At 67.0% G+C, this 20,381-nt stretch carries 11 protein-coding genes and 2 pseudogenes; 7 read left to right on the top strand and 6 right to left on the bottom strand.

The window, feature by feature from the left end; genetic code table 11:
- The first annotated feature begins 23 nt into the window (after positions 1 to 23).
- Positions 24 to 758, top strand: a complete 735-nt coding sequence (pyrF, locus tag M0765_RS09630; RefSeq protein WP_258503366.1) for an orotidine-5'-phosphate decarboxylase — start codon at positions 24 to 26, stop codon at positions 756 to 758.
- 96 nt (positions 759 to 854) lie between these two features.
- Positions 855 to 1,913 carry a MerR family transcriptional regulator gene (locus tag M0765_RS09625; protein WP_258503365.1) on the top strand — a complete coding sequence of 353 codons (1,059 nt, stop codon included), beginning with the start codon at positions 855 to 857 and terminating at the stop codon, positions 1,911 to 1,913.
- A 108-nt stretch (positions 1,914 to 2,021) separates the two neighbouring features.
- Here M0765_RS09625 and M0765_RS09620 read toward each other — a convergent pair whose 3' ends face one another.
- Positions 2,022 to 4,166 (bottom strand): glycoside hydrolase family 3 N-terminal domain-containing protein, encoded by a 2,145-nt coding sequence (locus M0765_RS09620; RefSeq protein WP_258503363.1) that lies wholly within the window; start codon positions 4,164 to 4,166, stop codon positions 2,022 to 2,024.
- A gap of 132 nt (positions 4,167 to 4,298) precedes the next feature.
- Here M0765_RS09620 and M0765_RS09615 point away from each other — a divergent pair, with 132 nt between their 5' ends.
- From M0765_RS09615 to M0765_RS09600, 4 genes are read left to right on the top strand one after another with little or no spacing between them, the layout of a single operon-like run.
- Positions 4,299 to 5,594, top strand: coding sequence for a glucoamylase family protein (locus M0765_RS09615; protein WP_258503362.1), 1,296 nt, complete (start codon positions 4,299 to 4,301; stop codon positions 5,592 to 5,594).
- Entirely contained in the window at positions 5,591 to 6,979 is a 1,389-nt protein-coding gene (locus tag M0765_RS09610; protein WP_258503360.1) for a glycoside hydrolase family 15 protein, read from the top strand. Before M0765_RS09615 ends, M0765_RS09610 begins: the two co-directional genes overlap by 4 nt.
- A 3-nt stretch (positions 6,980 to 6,982) precedes the next feature.
- Positions 6,983 to 8,743 carry an ABC transporter ATP-binding protein/permease gene (locus tag M0765_RS09605; RefSeq protein ID WP_258503359.1) on the top strand — a complete coding sequence of 587 codons (1,761 nt, stop codon included), beginning with the start codon at positions 6,983 to 6,985 and terminating at the stop codon, positions 8,741 to 8,743.
- Positions 8,740 to 11,001 (top strand): CocE/NonD family hydrolase, encoded by a 2,262-nt coding sequence (locus tag M0765_RS09600; protein WP_258503358.1) that lies wholly within the window; start codon positions 8,740 to 8,742, stop codon positions 10,999 to 11,001. The genes M0765_RS09605 and M0765_RS09600 overlap by 4 nt, the downstream gene beginning before the upstream one ends.
- A gap of 49 nt (positions 11,002 to 11,050) precedes the next feature.
- On the opposite strand, the pseudogene M0765_RS09595 reads toward M0765_RS09600, so the two are convergent.
- The 4 genes and pseudogenes from M0765_RS09595 to M0765_RS09580 form a co-directional block, all read right to left on the bottom strand.
- A pseudogene (locus M0765_RS09595) lies at positions 11,051 to 12,657 on the bottom strand (alpha-amylase family glycosyl hydrolase); the annotation flags it as partial.
- A 60-nt stretch (positions 12,658 to 12,717) separates the two neighbouring features.
- The gene (locus M0765_RS09590) at positions 12,718 to 12,900 is read right to left on the bottom strand and encodes a hypothetical protein (RefSeq protein WP_258503357.1); all 183 of its coding nucleotides are present in this window, start codon (positions 12,898 to 12,900) and stop codon (positions 12,718 to 12,720) included.
- 61 nt (positions 12,901 to 12,961) lie between these two features.
- Positions 12,962 to 14,392, bottom strand: a complete 1,431-nt coding sequence (locus M0765_RS09585) for an aldehyde dehydrogenase family protein (protein WP_258503356.1) — start codon at positions 14,390 to 14,392, stop codon at positions 12,962 to 12,964.
- A gap of 13 nt (positions 14,393 to 14,405) precedes the next feature.
- The gene (locus tag M0765_RS09580; protein WP_258503355.1) at positions 14,406 to 15,428 is read right to left on the bottom strand and encodes an alpha/beta fold hydrolase; all 1,023 of its coding nucleotides are present in this window, start codon (positions 15,426 to 15,428) and stop codon (positions 14,406 to 14,408) included.
- Positions 15,429 to 15,774: 346 nt separating this feature from the next.
- Here M0765_RS09580 and M0765_RS09575 point away from each other — a divergent pair, with 346 nt between their 5' ends.
- On the top strand, positions 15,775 to 16,596 hold the full coding sequence (locus M0765_RS09575; protein WP_258503354.1) for an alpha/beta fold hydrolase: 822 nt from the start codon (positions 15,775 to 15,777) through the stop codon (positions 16,594 to 16,596).
- A 27-nt stretch (positions 16,597 to 16,623) separates the two neighbouring features.
- Here the strand turns inward: M0765_RS09575 and M0765_RS09570 are convergent.
- Positions 16,624 to 20,370, bottom strand: a pseudogene (locus tag M0765_RS09570) (molybdopterin cofactor-binding domain-containing protein).
- Between the last annotated feature and the right edge of the window lie 11 nt (positions 20,371 to 20,381).

Below are 20,381 nucleotides of genomic sequence, written 5' to 3'. Positions count from 1 at the left end.
CGTCCTTCACTTTGCACACGGCGATGCCACAAAAGAACACCGTCATCGTGTCGCTTGACTTCGACTCCGCCAGCGAAGCACTAGAGTTGGTGGAGCAACTTGGACCATCGGCACAGTTCTACAAGGTCGGCCTTCAACTGCTGACCGCGGCGGGTCCGACCGTGGTCCGAACGCTGATCTCACGCGACAAGCAAATCTTTCTCGACTTGAAGCTCCACGAAATACCCGCGTCGGTGGCCGGTGCAGTCGCGGCGGCCGGCGCTTTGGGGGCGTCGATGGTCTCCGTTCATGCATCTGGAGGCTCTGCTGTGCTGCGGGCCGCAGTGGAAGCCGCTCGCCCATACCCCAAATTGAATGTGCTGGCACTGACAGTCATCACGAGCTTGCGAGACGAGGACCTCACGGAACTGGGCTTGAACTCTACGGTCCCAGAGCAAGTCGTTCGACTCGCCAAGCTGGCGACTGCGGCCGGCTGCCACGGGGTGGTCGCTTCAGCCCAGGAGGCGCTGCTGCTCCGTGGCCTCCTCCCGGCGGAAATGCTCATCGTTGCCCCTGGCACGCAACTGAAAACCGATGCAAAGAATGACCAGGCACGAGTGGCTACGCCTTTCGACGCGGTCCGTTGGGGTGCGAGCCACATCGTCGTCGGACGGTCCATCTCTCGCTCGGTGAGTCCGCCTCAGACGTTCGCGGTCATCCAGGCGCAGGTGGATGAAGGCGCATCGGGAACCGCGCCCGCCAAGCCAGATGCGCACTGATCCACACTTCAGTCACCCGGACCGGGGATTCACTTGACCTGGCCCCAGCGGCCGCCTTTACAAATACAGGTCTTCGTTCAAACCATAAGGTGATTCTTGAACTCGTCCGTTCGCTTTCTGAGTCCTGCACAAGCTGCTGCACGGCTGGGCGTCTCTGCGAAGGCCCTGCGGCTGTACGAGCAACGCGGCCTTGTTGTCCCAGTCCGCAATGCGGCCGGATGGCGATCCTATGGCCCGGCGGAAATGCAGCGCGGCACTGAGATCGTTGCCCTGCGCGCGCTCGGTCTCAGCCTTGCGCAGGTGGCGCGGGTGTTGAAGGGAGAGGCCGAGGATTTGGAGCCCATCCTCGCCGCCCATCAATCTGTGCTTGAAGCTGACATTCGTCAGCTCGCAGGCACCATCGAGAGAGTGCGAAGCTTGCGCGCCAATCTCGAGCGAGGCCAGAAACCGACGGTCGAAGAGCTGACGCGCTTAGGGGATTCGGCCACTGAGCTCAGCATTGGATTCGAACTTCCGTGGCCTTGGGGCGGCGAGCTATTCAACTTGCGTGAGATGCGGCCATTGAATTACATCGTCGGCCCTTTGGGCAGCGGTAAGACTCGGCTGGCGTTGAGGCTGGCCGAAGTCCTGCCGGCTGCGACATTCCTGGACCTCGAGCGGCGAGTTGGGGACGACCGCGCCTCCGCGCGGGTGGACGCTGACCCAACCCTCAGATTGCGGGTCAATCAGACCCTGGGTTGGCTCGCCGAGGACGGCGCTACCGTGTCGGACGCTTTGATTGCTTTGGTTGCTGGACTGGAAGCTGAAGGTCCGGCCATCCTGATCGTCGACATGGTGGAGCAAGGGCTGGATCCGGCGACACAAAAAGCCATGATCACTCATCTGCGTCGCCGCAGAGCTGATAAACGCCCGCTTTTCCTGCTCACGCGCTCCTGTGCGTTCCTGGACTTGGCCGCCGTTGGGGCTGACGAGGCCATCATCCTTTGCCCTGCCAATCACAGCCCGCCGACTTGGGTCGCACCATACCCGGGCGCTCCCGGCTACGAGGCAGTCGCCACCTGCTTGGCTCCACCCGAAATAAGGGCTCGCACGGAGGGTGTCGTCGCTTGGCGCCCTGAGCGTCTTGAAGGTCTCAAGAGCGCACCTGTGTCGTGAGGCTACATTCGGCCAGAATCGGTCTTTTGGCGCAGGAGCCAAACGACCGCTTCAGACTGGCTGCCGCCGTTCACCTTCGCCGACATCGTCGACGAAATCCGCAGTGCTTCAGCACACCTCGATGATCTGGCGCAGCAACCCTGATTCCTCAGCACTCGGCCCGACAAAGATCTCGACCTCGCCTGCCTCGAACAAGGGCTGCAGGTCCGGCCCGAGGTAGCGCAACTCGGCCGCCGGCAGTTCCAGGTTCACCGAGCCGGCAACCCCAGGCATCAATCGCAGCTTCGCGTAGCCCTTGAGTTCCAGCAACGGCCGCGTGACACGGCTTCGCTTGCCACGAATGAACAGGAAGACTGTTTCTTCAGCCTCGCGCGCGCCAACGTTGCGCAGTTTGACGCTGATCTTCAGCGTGTCCTGCTCGCACACGCGGCGCGGCTCGGCCTGAAGCTCTTCGTAGATAAACCGGCCGTAGGTCAAGCCGTGGCCGAAGGCATACAGCGGCGTGTTTTCGACGTCCTGGTACTTGCTCGTGAAGTAGTCGGCAGGGTTGATCGGCCGGCCGGTGGGACGCTGGCCAAAGTAGATAGGCACCTGCCCGACGGCACGCGGCCAGCTCATCGGCGTGCGACCGCCAGGCGACGCCCGGCCCGTGACCACGTCGGCGATCGCATGGCCGGCTTCGATGCCGATGAACCACGCAGCCAGGAGCGCATCGGCGTGCTGGGCCAGCCAGGGGATGACCAGCGGGCGGCCCGAGAACAAGATCGCGATGACGGGTATGCCGAGCGCGTGTGCGCGTGCCGTTACCGCTTCTGCCAGGGCCTGTTGCAGGCCGGGAAGCGCGGGCGTCGCGCGGCTCGCCGCCTCGCCGCTCATCGTGGCACGCTCGCCCAGGCACAGCAGGATGGCGTCGGCGCCGTCGCAGAGCGCAATGGCAGCTTCGATGCCGCTGTCGTCACCACCTTCGATGGCGACGCCGGGTGCATGGCGAATGTCGGTGTGCGGAAGCGCGGCCCGCAAGCCGGCAAGCACGCTGACGGTCGGCTCGTGTTCGCCGGCACCCCACCACGGGCCTTTCATCTCGGTGCTTGCGTCGGCCAGCGGACCGATGACGCACAGTGCCTTCGGTGCAGCAAGCAAGGGGAGAGTGTCCCGCTCGTTCTTCAGCATGACGATGGCCTTGCGGCCAGCGTCTCGCGACAGCGTGTGCCGCTCGGCGACAACCGCCGCAGGCTCCGGTGTCGCGCCGCGGCGGTAGGGGTCGTCGAACAGGCCGAGCTGCTCCTTGAGCCGCAACACGCGGCGCACACTCGCGTCGATCTCTTCGATGGTCACCCGTCCCTGCTCGAGCGCGATCGGCAGGCCCTTGCGATACGCGTCGGCCATCATGTCGATGTCGACGCCGGCCTTCAGCGCCAGTACCGCGGCATCGACGAGATCGGCCGCGACGCCGTGCTTGATCAATTCCGCGATCGCGTTGTAGTCGCTGACGATGACGCCGTCCCAGCCCATCTCGCCGCGCAGCCAGTCGCGCAGCAAGGGGATGTGCGCCGTCATCGGCACGCCGTTGAGATCGGTGAAGGCGGGCATCAGCGTCGCAACGCCGGCGCGCACCGCTGCTGCGAAGCCCGGCAGATGCACCTCGCGCAAGGTGCGCTCCGAGATGTCCACGGCGGCGTACTCCCGCCCCGCGTTGACTGCGCCGTACGCGACGAAATGCTTGGCGCAAGCGGCCAGCGATTCGGCCGATGACAGGTCGGCCCCCTGGAAGCCGCGCACCTTCGCCTGTGCGATGCGTGCGTTCAGCCAGGGGTCTTCGCCGGGTCCTTCCGCGGTCCGGCCCCAGCGTGGATCGCGCGATACGTCGAGCATCGGCGCGAAAGTCATCGCCAGGCCGTCGGCAGCGCCTTCGCGCGCGGCCTCGCGCGCCGTTCGCTCCCAGAGGTCTTCGTCGAAGGTGCCGGCCTCGGCAAGCGGAATCGGGAAGAGCGTGCGATGGCCGTGAATGATGTCCAGGCCGATCAGCAGTGGAATGCCAAGCCGTGACTTCTCGACGGCCAGCCGCTGCATTTCGTGCGTGGGACCGGCGCCGACCATGTTCAGCAGATTGCCGACGGTGCCGTCGATGATGGACTGCGTGGAGTCTCCCGCGAGCACCGGCCCGGTGACCGTGTAGCTGGAGGCAGTCATCGTCAGTTGACCCAGCTTTTCGGCTAGCGTCATCCGGGCCATGAGGGTGTCGATGCGGCTCATCAGGGATTTCGAATAGAACCCAGGGGCCTTAATGATGGCATGCTGCGGGCGGAGAGTGCTCGGCCGCGTTGCGCTGCCGACAATTCGGTGAAACCAAACGTGTTACCGAGACGACAACGAAAGGAGCCGTTCGTGCTGAAGGATGACAGGAACCCGAGGGCACTGGCAGCCCTGCCCGATGAAGCCTTGATCGACGCCGTGCAGAGGCAGACCTTCCGCTATTTCTGGGACGGTGCGGATGCCGCCAGTGGCTTGGCGCTCGACCGCCGCACGCTCGTCGGCGCCACGGGCGAAGACCTGGCGGACGAGAGGGTCGCAATCGGCGGCACGGGCTTCGGCATCATGGCCTTGATCGTCGCGGTGGAGCGCGGCTGGGTCACGCGGGACGCAGCGCTGGAGCGCCTGGGGCGCATGCGGGACGCGCTCTTGCGCGCCAAGCGCTACCACGGCGCCTTCCCGCACTTCATGGACGGGGCGAGTGGCGCGACGATCCCGATGAGCCCCAAGGACGACGCGGGCGATCTCGTCGAAACCTCGTTCCTTTGCATGGGCCTGCTGTGTGCGCGCCAGTATTTCAGCGAGGACACGGCCATGGCGCGCCGGTTGCGCGATGACATCGACACGCTGTGGCACGAGGTCGAATGGAACTGGTTTACCCAGGGCGGACAGGATGTGCTGTATTGGCACTGGAGCCCTAACCACGGCTGGGCCATGAACCATCAGGTGCACGGCTGGAACGAGTGCCTCATCACCTACTTTCTGGCGGCGGCCGCGCCACGCCATGCGATCGATCCGAAGGTCTACCACCGCGGCTACGCCTCCGGCCCCGACTTCCTCAACGGCCACTCGTATCACGGCATCGAACTGCCGCTGGGCCCGCCGAACGCCGGCCCGCTGTTCTTTGCGCACTACTCGTTCTGCGGCCTCGATCCACGCGGCCTGAAGGATCGCTATGCCGACTACTGGGATCTGAACAGCCGCCACGTGCAGATCAACCGCGCCCACTGCGTTGCCAATCCTCGGGGCTATGCGGGCTACGGCGAATCGTGCTGGGGACTGACCGCGAGCGACGACCCCGACGGCTACCTTGCGCACGATCCGAACAACGACAACGGCACCATCTCGCCGACGGCCGCACTGGCCAGCCTGCCGTACGCGCCGGCCGAGGTCATGCGGGTGCTGCGGCATTTCCTCACCGCGCATGGCGAGCGGGTGTGGAGAGACTACGGCTTCGTCGATGCGTTCTGCGAGCAGCGAGGATGGTTCGCAGACACCTATCTTGCGATCGACCAGGGGCCGATCGTCGTGATGATGGAGAACCATCGCACGGGCCTTTTGTGGAAACTGTTCATGAGCGTGCCTGAAGTGCAGGCCGGGCTGCGGCGCCTGGACTTCAGCAGCCCGCATCTCGTGCCGCCGGAAGCATGAAGTCCAGGGCGTCGAGCCTGCAAGACCCGGCTTTCGAGTCCTGGCTCGAAACACAGCTGCGCCATTCGGCGGCGGCGATGCTGACCAGCATCTCGCCGGTGTCGATCGTCAAGCATCGCCCGGGCTTCGGCCAGACCATACGCCCGCTTGCCGGCGCCATCGTCGCCTCGCCCATCCTCGCCGACTACAACCCGGACCCCGACTACTTCTTTCATTGGTTCCGCGATTCCGCGGTCGTCATCGATGCACTGCGCCTGCTCTACGCCGAAGGGCGCGTCGGCGATGAAGCCCTGCAGCACCTGCGCGACTTCACTCGCTTCAGCCTCGACTTGAACCGGCTCGACGGCCGCGCGGCTGCCGCGGTGGAGGACCGCAGCGCGTGCGTGGCCCCCGAGCTCCTGCAGTACCTGCGCGAGGACCATGACCTTGCGAAAGCTTTCGGCGACCTGGTGACCGCCGAGACACGGGTGAACCCCGACGGCACGCTCGACGTCTGCCGATGGAATCGCCCCCAGCATGACGGCGCGCCGCTGCGCGCGCTGGCCCTGCTGCGCTGGGCAGCCGGCGGGCACCTCGACGCGCCGCTGCTGGCGGAGGTTTCCAAGCTGATCCGCTTCGATCTCGACTTCACGCTGCGTTATTGGCGCGAGCCGTCATACGACATCTGGGAGGAAGAACTCGGCCACCACTACTACACACTGCGCGTTGCAGGGGCCGCGTTGACCGAAGGCGCGGCATGGCTGGAGGGCTTGGGCGACACGGCGCTGGCGCAGCGCTGCCGGGATGAGTCGCAGGCCGTGCTGCGGCTGCTCGACGACTACTGGGTCGATGAACGGGACGGCGCGGCGCACGGCTACTACCGCTCACGCGCACTGGTGGATGGGCGGCCCGGTCCGAAGGCGCTGGACATCGCGGTGATCCTGTCGGCGATCCACAGCTCCGGCACCGGGGACGCACACGGACCGTCCGACCCGCGCATGCAGGACACGCTGGTGCGCCTGGACGCGCTGTTCGATGCGGCCTATCCGATCAACCATGGCCGGGGCGCAGGCCGCGGTGCGGCAATGGGTCGCTACGGCGGCGACGTGTACTACTCGGGCGGCGCGTACTACTTCTCGACCCTCGGCGCCGCCGAGTTCTGTTTCCGCGCCGCGGCGGCGATGGGCGGCGATGCACGCCATTGGAACGAGTGGATGGGGCGCGGTGACGCCTACCTCGCCACCGTGCGCGCGTACACGCCCGCCGGCGGCGATCTGTCGGAACAGTTCGACCAACGCAGCGGCGCGCAGACCTCTGCGAAGCAACTGGCATGGAGCCACGCCGCGTTCATTTCGTGCGTCTCGGCGCGTCGCATCGCGGCCGCTGCCTGCGAGGCGTCGCAGTAGGCAATGAGCGCGAGGCCGGAGAACCGCGTCGAGCCGGCCGCAAGGACCGGCTTCTTCCGCCAGGTCAGCGAGCTGCTCGGCGCCTTGCGCGTGTCCCCGGTCGCGAGGACGCTTGTCGCGCTGATGGCCGCGATCGTCGTGGTCGTCGCGCTCACGGCGTATGGGCAGATCGAGCTCAACAGCTGGAACAAGCCGTTCTACGATGCAATCTCGCGTCGCGACCTGAACGAATTCGTGGTGCAGGTCGGCGTCTTCGCGATCATTGCGGGTGTGCTGCTGGTCTTGAATGTCGCGCAGAGATGGCTGGGCGAAACCTTGCAACTGAAGCTGCGCGAGGCCGTGGTCAAGGACCTGGTAGGGCTGTGGCTGCAGCCCCGCCGTGCGTTCTGGCTCCAGGCCAGCGGACCGATGGGGGCCCACCCCGACCAGCGCATGCACGACGACACGCTGAAGCTGTGCGATCTGTCGGTCGCCCTCGGCGTAGGTCTGTTGCAGGCAGCGATGCTGTTCGGCAGCTTTGCGAGTGTGCTGTGGGTCCTCTCCAAGGACTTCAGTCTCTTTTTCGATGGCAGGGACCACGTGCTGCCGGGCTTCATGCTGTGGGCGGCCATCGCTTATGCGATCGCCGGGTCGCTGGTCACTTACTGGGTCGGCAACGGCCTGATCGCGCGCAACGCCGAGCGCTACGCGCGTGAAGGCGAACTGCGCTTTTCGCTGACGCGCATCAACGAGCATCTCGACGGCATCTCCCTGGCGGGCGGCGAGGCCGACGAGAAGCGCCGCGTCGCCATGCATTTCGGTGACGTCTTGCGCGCTACCTCTCGCGTGGTGCTCGGCCTGACCAACCTGACCTGGGTCACCGCAGGCTTCGGCTGGGTCACCATCATCGCGCCGACGCTGGTGGCCGCACCCCTCTACTTCTCCGGAAAGGTTTCGTTCGGTGGCCTGATGATGGCCGCCGCGGCCTTCACGCAGGCTCAGTCGTCGCTGCGCTGGTTTGTCGACAACTTCAGCATCATTGCCGACTGGCGCGCCACGCTGCTGCGAGTCGCCGACCTGCGCCGGATGCTGGCGTCCGATCTGGAGGCACAGGCAGGCGGCAGCCGCATCGCCTATGAGGAGGGCGAAGCCGAGGCGCTCGCGATCGAATCGCTCGAGGTTCGCTCCTGGAGCGGCCACGACCGGCTGGACGCCCCGGAGCTCGTTGTGCACCGCGGCCAACGCGTCTTGATACTCGGCACACCGGGCACCGAGAAGACCTTGCTGTTCCGGGCGCTCGCGGGCCTTTGGCCCTGGGGCTCCGGCACCGTACGCCGGCCTGCCGGCGAAGCGATCCACTACATGCCGCGCGGCACGCCCTACATTCCCCGCGGCACGCTGGCCGAGGTGCTGTCGTATGCGATGGAACCGTCGAGCTACCCCAGAGAAGCCATGGTGGCCGCACTGGCGAGTGTGGGCCTCCAGCGCCTGGAACCCTTGCTGAACAAGACAGCTCGCTGGGAACGTGAGCTCAGCATGGACGAGCAGTTGCGCCTGGGCTTCGCCCGGGTGGCGCTGCAGGCACCGCCCTGGCTGGTGATGGACGAAGCCTTCGGCGCGTTCGACGACGACACGCTCGAACTCATCATCGATGTTCTGGGCAAGCTCACGCACACGGGCGTTGTCCACATAGGCTCGGCCGGACAAGCGCACGACCGGCTGTTCACGCAGGTGGTGCATCTGGTCAAGGCACCCAACGCCGTGCCCGAGGAGCAGCTACCATGAGACGCCCCGAGTCGACCTTCAGTCGTGCGCGTCGCGCCCTCATGCGGCTGATTCCTGCGCTGCCCGCGTGGGCCTGGGCCGCGGATTTCGGCTTCCGGCCACCGCGCGATCCTGAGGATGCCACCGCGGCGGACCTGATGCGCGACCTGGCCCAGCGCATCCTGCCTGTGTACCAGGAGGCGGACACCGACGTCTTTCTGGCCAACCTGGCCGCCCTGCAGATCGTCAGCGGTGCCTATCGTGCAGCCTCCGACAGCAGCGCGTCACTTCGCAGCCGCCGCAAAGGCAAGCCGTTCGACGACCTGGTCCAGCGTGCGATCCTCGACGGTATCTATGCGCGTGCGCGCGCACTCGAAGCGGACGCGCGTCTCGGCTTTGCCGAAGCCTTCGCGCGCGCGTTTCAGGAACTGGTGTCGCCGCTCGACAACGCGCAAGCCCAGGCCATCATGGCGCGGCTCGAGATCCCGGCGGCCGTGTACAGAGAGCCGCTGCGCCAAGCTTTCGATCTGTGGCGCGCGAAGGGCAGCCTCCCGCAGGCCGATGCGCTGGCGCTCGTGCGAACCTGGCATTCGTACCAGTCGCGCCGCAGCTTCGCTGCGCTGCTGCCCGAATTGCTCGCGGCGGAAAACCGCGCCCGCTACGTGGCGGAGACCGACCTCAGGATTCCGGTGCGCGGCGGTGTCATCTTCGCGAGCCTGGTTCGGCCCGGCCGCACGAGCGATGCTCTGCCGACGCTGCTGCGCTTCACGCTCGATCCTGCCGAGGACGACGCCCATCGCAGCGCCGTCAAGGGCTACGTCGGCGTCACGGCGTACGTGCGCGGACGCATGCCCGACGGCACGGGCGCCGTGTGGCCGTTCATCCGCGACGGCGAAGACGCCGCCGCCGTCATCGACTGGATTGCCCAGCAGCCGTGGAGCGACGGCCGCGTCTGCATGCTCGGCGACGGCTACTCCGGCTACGCCGCCTGGGCCGCCGCCCGCTTGAGACCGGCCGCCCTCAAGGCCATCGCCACCATCGCGCCGATGGCGCCGGGCATCGACTTTCCGAAGGCCGGGCAAATCTTTCGCAACGCCATGGTCCGCTGGGCACAGGAGCATGCGAATGCCGAGCCGCTGCGGGCCGGCCCAGACGCCAACCCGGACGCGACATGGCAGGCACTCGACGCGCGGTGGTATCGAGGCAATCGCCCTTACTGGGACATCGACCGCGTCCTTATCGGCAAGCGCAGCAGGCTGATCCGCACCTGGCTGACGCACCCCAGCCACGATCGCTACTGGCAGAAGTTCCTGCCGTCGGCGCAGCAGTTTGCGCGCATCGACATCCCGGTGCTCAGCTTTGCCGGCTACTACGGCGCCGACGCCGGCGCGCTCTACTTCCACCAAGAGCATCTTCGCAACCGGCCGCAGGCCGACACGACGCTGCTGCTCGGCCCCTACGACGCGGCCTCGATCCGGCTCGGCACGGCGCCGATGCTGCGTGGCTACACGCTGGACCCCGCCGCACGCGTCGACCTGCCCGAGCTGCGCTTGCAATGGTTCGACCACATCCTGAAGGGCGCGAACAGGCCTTCTCTGCTGATGGACCGCGTCAACTACCAGGTGATGGGCGCGGACCAGTGGCGCCATGTGCCGGCGCTGGACGCGCCGAAGCGCACCCCGCTACGCCTTTACCTCGACACCCGCGAGCGCGACGAACCGCGCCGCCTGTTGCCGACGGCGTCCGAAGGCGGTGGCAACGCGCGGCTTTCGATCGATCTGGCCGATCGGCGTGACGTGCGCATCCCGTGGCCGGACGCGCTGCGCGCAAACCAACTGCCGACGCGCAACAGTATCAGCTTTGCCAGTGATCCGCTCCTGGAGGACACCGAGATCGTCGGTAGCCTGCGCGGCGTGTTCGACATCACGCCCTCGCGCCAGGACGTGGACTTCAACGTCTCGGTGTACGAGCAGACGGCAAGCGGCGAATACCGGCTGCTGTTCGATCCCTACGACTTCCGCGCCAGCTACGCAGCCAATCGCGTGCGCCGCAGGCTTCTGCGGGCTGGCGAACGTCAGCTGCTTGCGTTCACCGCCGAACGCGTGACGGCGTGCAGGCTGGCGGCAGGCAGCCGCATCGTGCTGCTGATTGGCCTCAACAGGCGCGCCGACCGGCAGGTCAACTACGGCAGCGGCAAGGACGTGAATTCGGAAACCATCGCCGACGCGAATTGGCCCGTGCGCGTGCGTTGGCACGCGCGCAGCTACGTCGAGATATAGACCGGCAAGCCTTGATTGCCCATCGTGCGTCGGGGCCCTTGTCGCTCGCGGTGCCGATAACGACGCCTTCGCAAGGCGCCAGCACCAGAGGCCCCTGGATGAACTCGGCGCGCGCAGGATCGGTCGATGCCAGCACGATCGGCTGGCGCGGCATCAACGCCGGCGAGATCGGCGCCGGGCTGGCGCCGAAGTTGAGCAGCACCACCAGCCGCTGTCCTTCGCCGTTGCGCGCATAGGCGAGCACCTCGCCCTCGGTGTCAAGCGCTTCATAGTTGCCCCGGTTCAGCGCAGGCTGCCTGCGGCGCAACGCAATGAGGCGGCGGTAGAGCGTCAGCATCGACCCTGCGTCGCGTGATTGCGCTTCCACATTGTTCGTGGGCCAATCGGACGCCAGGCGCAGCCACGGCGTACCGGTCGTGAAGCCCGCGTGCTCTTCGGCGCTCCACTGCATGGGTGTTCGCTCCGGGTCGCGGCCCAGGCCCATGCCGGGCTTGTTCTTCTCGAACGGGTCCTGCACTTCATCGGCGGGAATGGGAACGTCCGTCATGCCGATCTCGTCGCCGTAGTAGAGCGTTGGCGTGCCGCGCAGCGTGAGCAGCAGCATGGCCGCGAGCCGCGCCATCTGTGGCCCGACGCGGCTCGCAATGCGGGATCTGTCGTGGTTGCCCAGCACCCAGTTCGGCTGGGCACCCGCGGGCAGGGCGGCTTCGTAGTCGCGCACGAAGCGGTCGATGCGCGCCGCCTGCCACTCGGTCGCAATCAGCTGAAAGTTGAAGGGCAGCTGCACGCCTTCGAGCACACCTTCGGCGTTGAGTCCGTAGTAGGCGACCAGCCGCGTGAGCGGCAGGTAGAGCTCGCCAATCAGCACGCGCGACGAGCGTGTGTCGCTGAACGCGTCGACCACCCGGCGCATCTCGGCCACGATGGGCTGCACCTCCGGCAGGTCCGTGTTGTAGAGCATCAACCAGCGAAAGAACGGGTCTTGGCCCTCCACGAAGTCCGGATTCGGCGGGTTGTCGCGGAACTCCGCGTCCTTGATGATTTGAGAGAGCACGTCGACGCGGAATCCATCGACGCCGCGCCGAAGCCAGAAGCGCAGCACGTCGTACATCGCGGCTCGCACTTCGGGGTTGCGCCAATTGAGGTCGGGCTGCTCCTTCAGGAACGAATGGGCGTAGTACTGGCCGGTGGCCGGATCGAAGGTCCAGGCCGGGCCGCCGAAATTGCTGAGCCAGTTGTTGGGCGGCCCGCCGCCCGGCGCCGGGTCGCGCCAGATGTACCAGTCGCGCCGCGGATCGCTGCGTGCGCTGCGGCTCTGCACGAACCACGGATGGCGGTCCGAGGTGTGGTTGGGCACGAAGTCCAGGATGATCTTGAGCTCGCTCGCGTGCGCCTCCTGCACCAGCGCATCGAAGCCCTCCAGCGTGCCGAAGCGCGGATCGACGTCGCAAAAATCGGAGATGTCGTACCCGAAGTCAGCCATCGGCGAGGGATAGATCGGCGAGATCCAGACCGCATCCACGCCGAGCGAGACCAGATGATCCAGCCGGGCGCGAATTCCCCCAAGTCTCCGACGCCATCGCCGTTGCTGTCCTGGAACGAACGCGGATAGACCTGATAGACGATTCCGCACTTCCACCAATCGTCGGCTGACATCTTGATCCCCTCATGGTCGGTTTCGAGCGGGTTTATTGTCTCTAGAAAGTGAGCCGGGGGTCACGAGCGCTCGACCACGCCAACCAGCACCGTGTCGGCCTTCTTGATCGCGTCGTCTGCCTGCTGCGACATGGACCGCGCAAGATTCGACGTGGCCACCCTCATCTGCTCAAGTTGATCGGAGCGCGACTGCCAGCTATTCCTGCCTTCGATCACCAGCCGGCTGGCACAGACGAAGACCACGAAGGCGGTCGTGCGGAAGGCGATGAAACTGCCCCATTGCTTTCATCGTCCTTTCATTTTTTCAAGCAAGGTTGTTTGCGGCGGCAATGGTCTTGGGCTCCAGGAAGGCCTCCATGCCAAAGACGCCAAACTCCCTGCCGATGCCCGACTGCTTGACGCCGCCGAACGGTGCGCTCAACTCGGGGACGATGCGGTTGACCAGCACGGTGCCGGCGCGCAGTTGCGAAGCCACGCGCAGAGCGCGCTCCGGCTGCGACGAGAACACGTACGCCTGCAAGCCGTATGCGGAGTCGTTCGCGATGGCAATGGCTTCGTCGTCGTCGCCATAGCCGATCACCGAGAGCACCGGGCCGAAGATCTCCTGGCGCGCGATGTCCATGTGGTTGTGCACACCGGCAAACACGGTGGGCTGCACGAACCAGCCTCTGCCAAGGCCGTTCGGGCGGCCTTCGCCGCCGGCCACGAGCATTGCGCCCTGCGCGAGCCCGCGGCGAATGAAATGCTGCACGCGCTCGAACTGCGCCTTGCTCGCGAGCGGCCCGATGGCCGTGGCAGGGTCGCGCGGGTCGCCCACGCGCATGGCGGCCACGGCTGCCTGCAAGTGTTCGATGGCCTCGGCCATGTGCACGTGCGGAACCAGCAGACGGGTGCCGGCCACGCAAGCCTGTCCGTTGTTCATGAAAGCGGCATTCAGCGCCATGGGCAGCACCGCCGCCAGGTCGGCGTCGTCGAGCACTACGGTGGCCGACTTGCCCGAAAGCGCGAGGCTCACGCGCTTCATGGTGTCTACCCCCGCGCGCGCAATCAGCTTTCCGGTCTGCGTGGACCCGGTGAACGAGATTTTCGCGATGTCCGGGCTGGTGGAAATCTCGTCGCCCACGTCGTTGCCGCGCCCGAGCAGCACGTTGAAGACGCCGGCCGGCAAGCCCGCGTCATGCAGCGCCTCGGTGACGACCTGCGCCTGCAACGGGCCCAGCTCGCTCGGCTTGATGACCGAGGCGCAGCCCGCGGCAACGGCCGATGCCAGCTTGCTGCAGATGCTTCCGGCGGCGGCGTTCCAGGGTGCGATGAGGCCGGCAACGCCGACCGGCTCCATCACCACGATGGCCTCGCCCAGGCGGCGCTCGAAGGCGTAGTCGCGCAGCGCCTGCGCCGTAGTGGCAAAGCACTGCGACGCGTAGTTGCTCACCCACTGCGCACGGGCGAGCGGGCCACCGTACTCCTCGATGGTGGCATCGCGGATCTGATCCGTGCGCGCCAGCACGGCGGCTTCGAGCTGCCTGAGCATCTCGATGCGCTGCGCCTTGGTGCTGGCCGCAAGCACGGGCTGCGCGCGGTTCGCGGCGGCAATCGCGCGCTTCGCATCCTCGCGGTTCGCGAGCGTCACGGTGCCGATGGTTTGCTCGGTTGCCGGGTTGGCGATCTCCAACCGCTCGCTGCCCTGCACGGGCACGAAGGCGCCGTCGATGTATGCGCGGTCGATGCTCCACATGGGGTCCGCTCCTTCACCCGCGCGCCGCGTCGATCACGGCCTTGGCAAAGGCTTCGGGCGCTTCCTGCGGCAGGTTGTGGCCGATGCCGCCGCTGACCAGCCGATGCTCGTAGCGGCCCGAGAACTTGCTCGCATAGGCGCTCGGCTGCGGATGCGGCGCGCCGTTGGCATCGCCTTCGAGTGTGATTGTCGGCACGCCGATCACCGGTGCCTTGGCCAGCCGGTCCTCGAGCGCTTGGTACTTGGCCTCGCCATCGGCCAGGCCAAGGCGCCAGCGGTAGTTGTGGACGGTGATCGCCACGTGGTCGGGGTTCTCGAACGCCACGGCGCTGCGCTCGAACGTGGCCGCATCGAAGTTCCACTTCGGCGATGCAAGCTGCCAGATGAGCTTGGCGAAGTCGTGGCGGTTCTTCTCGTAGCCCGCGCGGCCGCGCTCGGTTGCAAAGTAGTACTGGTACCACCACTGCAGCTCGGCCTCGGGCGGCAGCGGGTTCTTGCCGGCCGCCTGGCTGCCGATGAGATAGCCGCTCACCGACACCAGCGCCTTCACACGCTCCGGCCACAGCGCGGCCATGATGCACGCCGTGCGCGCGCCCCAGTCGCAACCCGCCACCGTGGCGGTCTTGATCTTCACGGCGTCCATCAGCGCAATGATGTCGACGGCGACGACCGATTGCTGCCCGTTGCGCGGTGTGTCCGCCGAGAGAAAGCGCGTGGTGCCGTAGCCGCGCAGATACGGCACGATCACACGGAAGCCCGCGGCGGCAAGCTGCGGTGCAACGTCCACGAACATGTGGATGTCGTAAGGCCAACCGTGCAGCAGGATCACCGGCGCTCCGTTGGCCGGCCCGGCTTCGTAGTAGCCGATGTTGAGGCTGCCGGCTTCGATGCTCTTGAGTGGCTCGAGCCGCCTGGCGCTGCCCGCGGCCGTGGACTGGGCGAAAGCGGGCACCATCGAAGTCAGCTGCACGGCGGCCATGCCGAACGCGGCCTTGGCAAGAAAAGAGCGGCGGGGCAGCTGGAGCGAAGCGGTCATTTGAAATTCCTTTCAGGGGTAGGTGATGGCAATCTGGAAGAGGGTTTGTCAGCCGGATCGATGCGCATCTCCCAACTGATGAAAGCGATTGTTCGGCGCTGAGGTCGCGGTGCGAGTGGCTTTCGTATGCCTCTGTATCCACGCCGGTTTTGCCAACAATAAATTTCAAACCGCCGCAACCGGGCGAGGAGTGATGCGCCACTCGTTCGCAAGGTAATGTCGCAAATCCCTCCGTAGACACACAGGCATACAGAGAACGCCTGCCGGGCTGCATGCGCTCCTAGACTCGACGCGGCCGGCTATCCAGCCGACCTTTTATTCAACGTCGAACAAGGAAAAAATCGTCATGACAAAGTTCTCCCGCCGCATCGGCATGGCCCTGATCGCCGGCGCTGCAGGCCTGGTCGTACTCGTGCCACTTCAGTCCCTTGCGCAGCCGGCCGCGAGCGCGCAGCAGCAGGCAAAGCCCACGGTGGTGCTCGTGCATGGGGCGTTCGCCGATTCGTCCAGTTGGGACGGCGTAGTGCGCGGCCTGCAGGCGCGGCACTACCCGGCAATTGCCGCTGCGAACCCGCTGCGTGGCCCCAAGTTCGATGCAGCGGCCGTCGCGAGCGTGGTCGATTCGATCAAAGGGCCCGTCGTTCTCGTCGGCCATTCGTATGGCGGATCGGTCATCTCGGCGGCCGCCAGCGGAAAGACCAATGTGAAGGCGCTGGTCTTCGTCGCGGCGTTCGCGCCTGATGCGGGCGAGACGGCGCTCGGCCTCACCGGAAAATTTCCGGGCAGCACGCTCGGCCCGACGCTCGCGCCACCGGTGCCGCTGCCCGACGGCGGCAAGGACCTGTACATCCAGCAGGACAAGTTTCCCGCGCAGTTCGCGGCCGACGTGCCCGTTGGCAAAGCGCGCCTGATGGCCGTGGGGCAACGCCCCATTGCCGAGGCGGCACTGAACGAGCCTTCTTCCGAGGCACCGGCGTGGAAGTCGGTGCCCTCGTGGTCTGTCTACGGCAGCGGCGACAAGAACATTCCGCCCGCGGCCCTGGCCTTCATGGCCGAGCGCGCGAAGTCAGTGAAGACCGTCGTGGTCAAGGGTGCGTCGCATGTCGTGATGACGTCGCATCCCGATGCGGTGGCAAAGCTGATTGCCGAGGCGGCATCGGCGCGGTGAGGAAGGCCTGGTCCGCGTCCGGCGGCGTCATCGCCCCGATGCGGCCCGCACGCGCGCCACCTGCGCCTGCAGGTCGGTCCACGCCGGCTCCTGCGGTGCGAAGCGTGCGCGCATGTAGCCGGCAAGTTCGGCAATCTGACGGTCGTCGAGCGCGTCGCGAAACGCCGGCATGAAGCCGATGTCGCGGCTCGCGGGTTCGCGCACGCCGTCGAGAATGGTGCGCAGCAAGTTGTCGGGCCGCGTGCTCGTGAGGTTGCTGTTCAGCGCAAGCGGCGTGTTCACGCCGAGCAGCGTCGGGCCGTCGCCATCGTGGTGGCACGACGCGCAGGCGCTGACGAACATGCGCTGCGCCGGGCCGAGCAACTGGCCTTGCGTGCGCGCCGCGGTGTCGACGATTTGCTGCGCGGCGGCCTGCGGTTGCGCCAAGGGCGCCGGGTTGAACGACGCAAGGTAGGTGGCCATGGCGCGCACGTCGGCATCGGGCACCTGCGCCAGTTCGCGCACCACCTCCGCCATGGGGCCGCCCGCCATGCCATGGCGCTGCGTGTGGCCCTGGCGCAGGTAGCGGTAGAGCTCGTCGGCGTCCCACGGCACGGCCGATTTCGAAAGGCTTGTGAGCGCGGGGGCTTCCCAGCCGTCGATCATCGCGCCCGAAAGGAATGCACTGCCGCCCTGCTCCGCACCGAGTGCGTTGCGCGGCGTGTGGCAGGCGCCGCAGTGGCCCAGGCCGTTGACCAGGTAGGCGCCGCGGTTCCACTCCGCGCTTTGCGTGGCCACCGGCTGCAGCGGCGCCGGGTCATGAAAGAGCGCGTTCCAGCCGGCCATCAACGGCCGCATGCTGAACGGGAACTTCAACTCGGCCTTCGGCGTTTCGGCGCGCATGGCCGGCATGGACATGAAGTACGCGTAGAGCGCCTGCAGGTCGTCGTCGCTGGTCTTGGCGAACGCCGTGTACGGAAAGGCCGGGTACAGGTGGTGGCCGTCGCGAGAGACGCCTTCGCGCATCGCGCGCTGGAAGGCGCTGAACGACCAGCGGCCCAGGCCTGTGTCGGCATCGGGCGTGAGGTTGGTGGTGTAGAGCGTGCCGAACGGCGTTTCCATCGCGCGGCCGCCTGCGTTGGGCACGCCGCCCGGTGCGGTGTGGCACACGGCGCAATCGCCGAGCGCGGCGAGCACGCGGCCGCGTTCGATGGTGGCTTCGCTGTAGACCGGGGCGCTGAGCGAAACGGGGGCGATGGCGGAGCGCCAGCCGAGCAGGCCGGCGATGAGCCCGATGCCGCCGATGAAGAGGGCCGCGCCGGTGGCGAAGAGGCCCTTGCGTTGGGGCCAGGCTGCATTGCTCCTTCCCCTTCCGGGGAAGGTTGGGATGGGGGCACGGCAGCGTCACCACTTGAACGCCGCTCGCCCCCACCCCCGCCCTCCCCAGCTGGGGAGGGAGAAACTCCCGATTCAACGCAGCCAGCACCTTCTCCGGCGTGAACGGCGGCTCGCGAAACCTCACCCCCGTCGCATCGAAAATCGCATTCGCGATCGCCGCAGTCCCCGGCACCGAAGACGATTCGCCCGCACCCAGCGAAGGCTCGCCGGGCCGCGGCATGTGCATGATCTCGATCACCGGCACTTCGCGGAAGTTGATGATCGGGTAGCTACCCCACTCGCGGCTTGCGACCACGCCGGTGGGCAACACGCCCGGCAGCTGCGAGCCACCGTTAGAGCCTTCGCCTTGCTGCGGCGGTGCGAACTGCACCTCTTCCTTCAATGCGCGGCTGGTGGTCTGGATCACATTGCCATGCACCTGGTGCTCGACGCCCGCGGGGTTGATCATCAGCCCCGCGTCGTGCCCCACCACCACGCGGCGCACATGCACTTCGCCGGTCTTGCGATTGACCTCGACATCGGCCACCCATGCAGCCCATGCGGCGCCGAAGCCGGGCCACTTGCTGTGGATGTAGCGTGCGTAGGCAAAGCCCTGACCAAAGAGAATGTCACCCCCGCGCCGAGCCCGCCGTCGGCGTTTTCCTGCGGGCCGGTGCGCATGCGCCAGCCGGCCTTCTGCGCGGTGGCCTGCACCAGCTCGACGGCACGCGGATCGTTCAGGTGGCGCAGGCGAAATTGCACCGGGTCGACGCCCGCCGCGGTGGCAAGCTCGTCGATGTACGACTCGTGCGCGAACGAACTCGGCAGCGCCGACACGCCGCGCAGCCACGAGGCCCGCACGATCGGTGCCATGTCGTTGACCCTCACGCGCAGGTTGTCGTAGCCGTAGGGCGGGCGTGCCGTTCGGTCGCCCATTTCGAAGGCTTGCGCCACCGGCTCGATGGTGCGCGTGAGCAGCAGCGCGAGCGTCGGCGCGCCGTTCGATGGGTACGAGGTCTCGAAGTCGTAGGCGGCGATGCGGCCGTCGGCCATCAGGCCGCCATCCACTTCCATGAGCTGCGCGGCGCCCTTGGGCTCCCAGGCATGCTCCTGTTCGCGCGTGAGCTGCACGCGCACGGGGGCGCCCACTGCACGCGCGAGCAGCGCCGCATCGGCGGCCACGTCGTCGGCACCGTTGCGGCCATAGCAGCCCGCGGCTTCCATGCGAATCACGTCGACCTGCACGTCGTCGACGCCCATGAGCCTGGCGAGATCGGCGCGCAGCACATGCGGGTTCTGCGAACCGGCCCATACGCGAAGCTGCGTGCCGCTGCCATCCCGCGGTTGCCAGTCGGCCAGCGCGCACGAAGGGCCGATGGACGCATGCATCTGGTAGGGCCACACATAGGTGCGGTGCATCGGCTGCGCGGCGGCGGCAAGTGCGCCATCGACATCGCCTTCGTCCACCAGCAGGCGCTGCGTCGACGGGTTGTCGCGCAAGGCCTGCGCCAGGTTGGAGAGGTCCGGCATGCCGGGCCACGGCTTCCACGCCACGCGCAGTTCGCGCAGTGCCTGCTCCGCGTGCTCTTCGCGCTCGGCCACGATGCCGACGAAATCGCGGATCACGACTACCGCGCGAATGCCCGGTATGTGCGCAATGGACGATTCGTCGACCGACTCGAGCGTGTTGCCGATGAAGTCGCCGTGGTCCGCGCCGGCGTACGGCGGACGCACCACGCGGCCATGCAGCATGCCCGGCACGCGCATGTCGTGCACGAAGATGCTTTCGCCCGCGAGCTTGGCGGGAATGTCCACGCGCGGCTGGCGCGTGCCGACGACGCGGTAGTCGGCCGGGTGCTTGGGCTGCGCACCGGGGTCGAGCCGTAGCACGGTACGCTGCCCTGCCAACAGGTCGGCATAGGTCACCCGGCGGTCGGTCTCTTCGATCACGCGCACCATGCCATTGCGAATCTGCAGTGCGTCGGCGGCCGTGCCAAGGCGCTCGGCGGCGCGCGCCAGCAGCCATGCGCGCGCCTGCGCGGCAGCCAGGCGCAGCGGCTGCGAATGGATCTGGATCGAGGCGCTTGCGATGGTCGCGCCCTGGTTGGGCGCGCGCGCGGTGTCGCCGAGCATCATGCGCACGCAGGGCATGCCCAGGTCGAGTTCTTCCGCCACGATCTGCGCGAGCGCGGTCTGTATGCCGGTGCCCAGGTCGACGTGGCCGTTGAGCGCCGAGGCGCTGCCGTCGTCCCATACCGCGAGCAGGATCTCGTCGCCTTCGATGGGGTTTCCCGCTACGGCTGTGGGCTGGCCCTTGGCGGGTGGGGGCGCGGGTGGGGTTTCGCGCACTACCAGCAGCACGCCGGTGGCGGCGAGAAACTCCGCGCGTGTCCGGGGCAGGTCGGCGCGCCGTGTCATGGTCTTTGCTC

Source organism: Variovorax sp. S12S4 (assembly GCF_023195515.1).
Classification (GTDB): Bacteria; Pseudomonadota; Gammaproteobacteria; order Burkholderiales; family Burkholderiaceae_C; genus Variovorax.
This window is presented reverse-complemented; position numbering and strand designations above follow the sequence as displayed.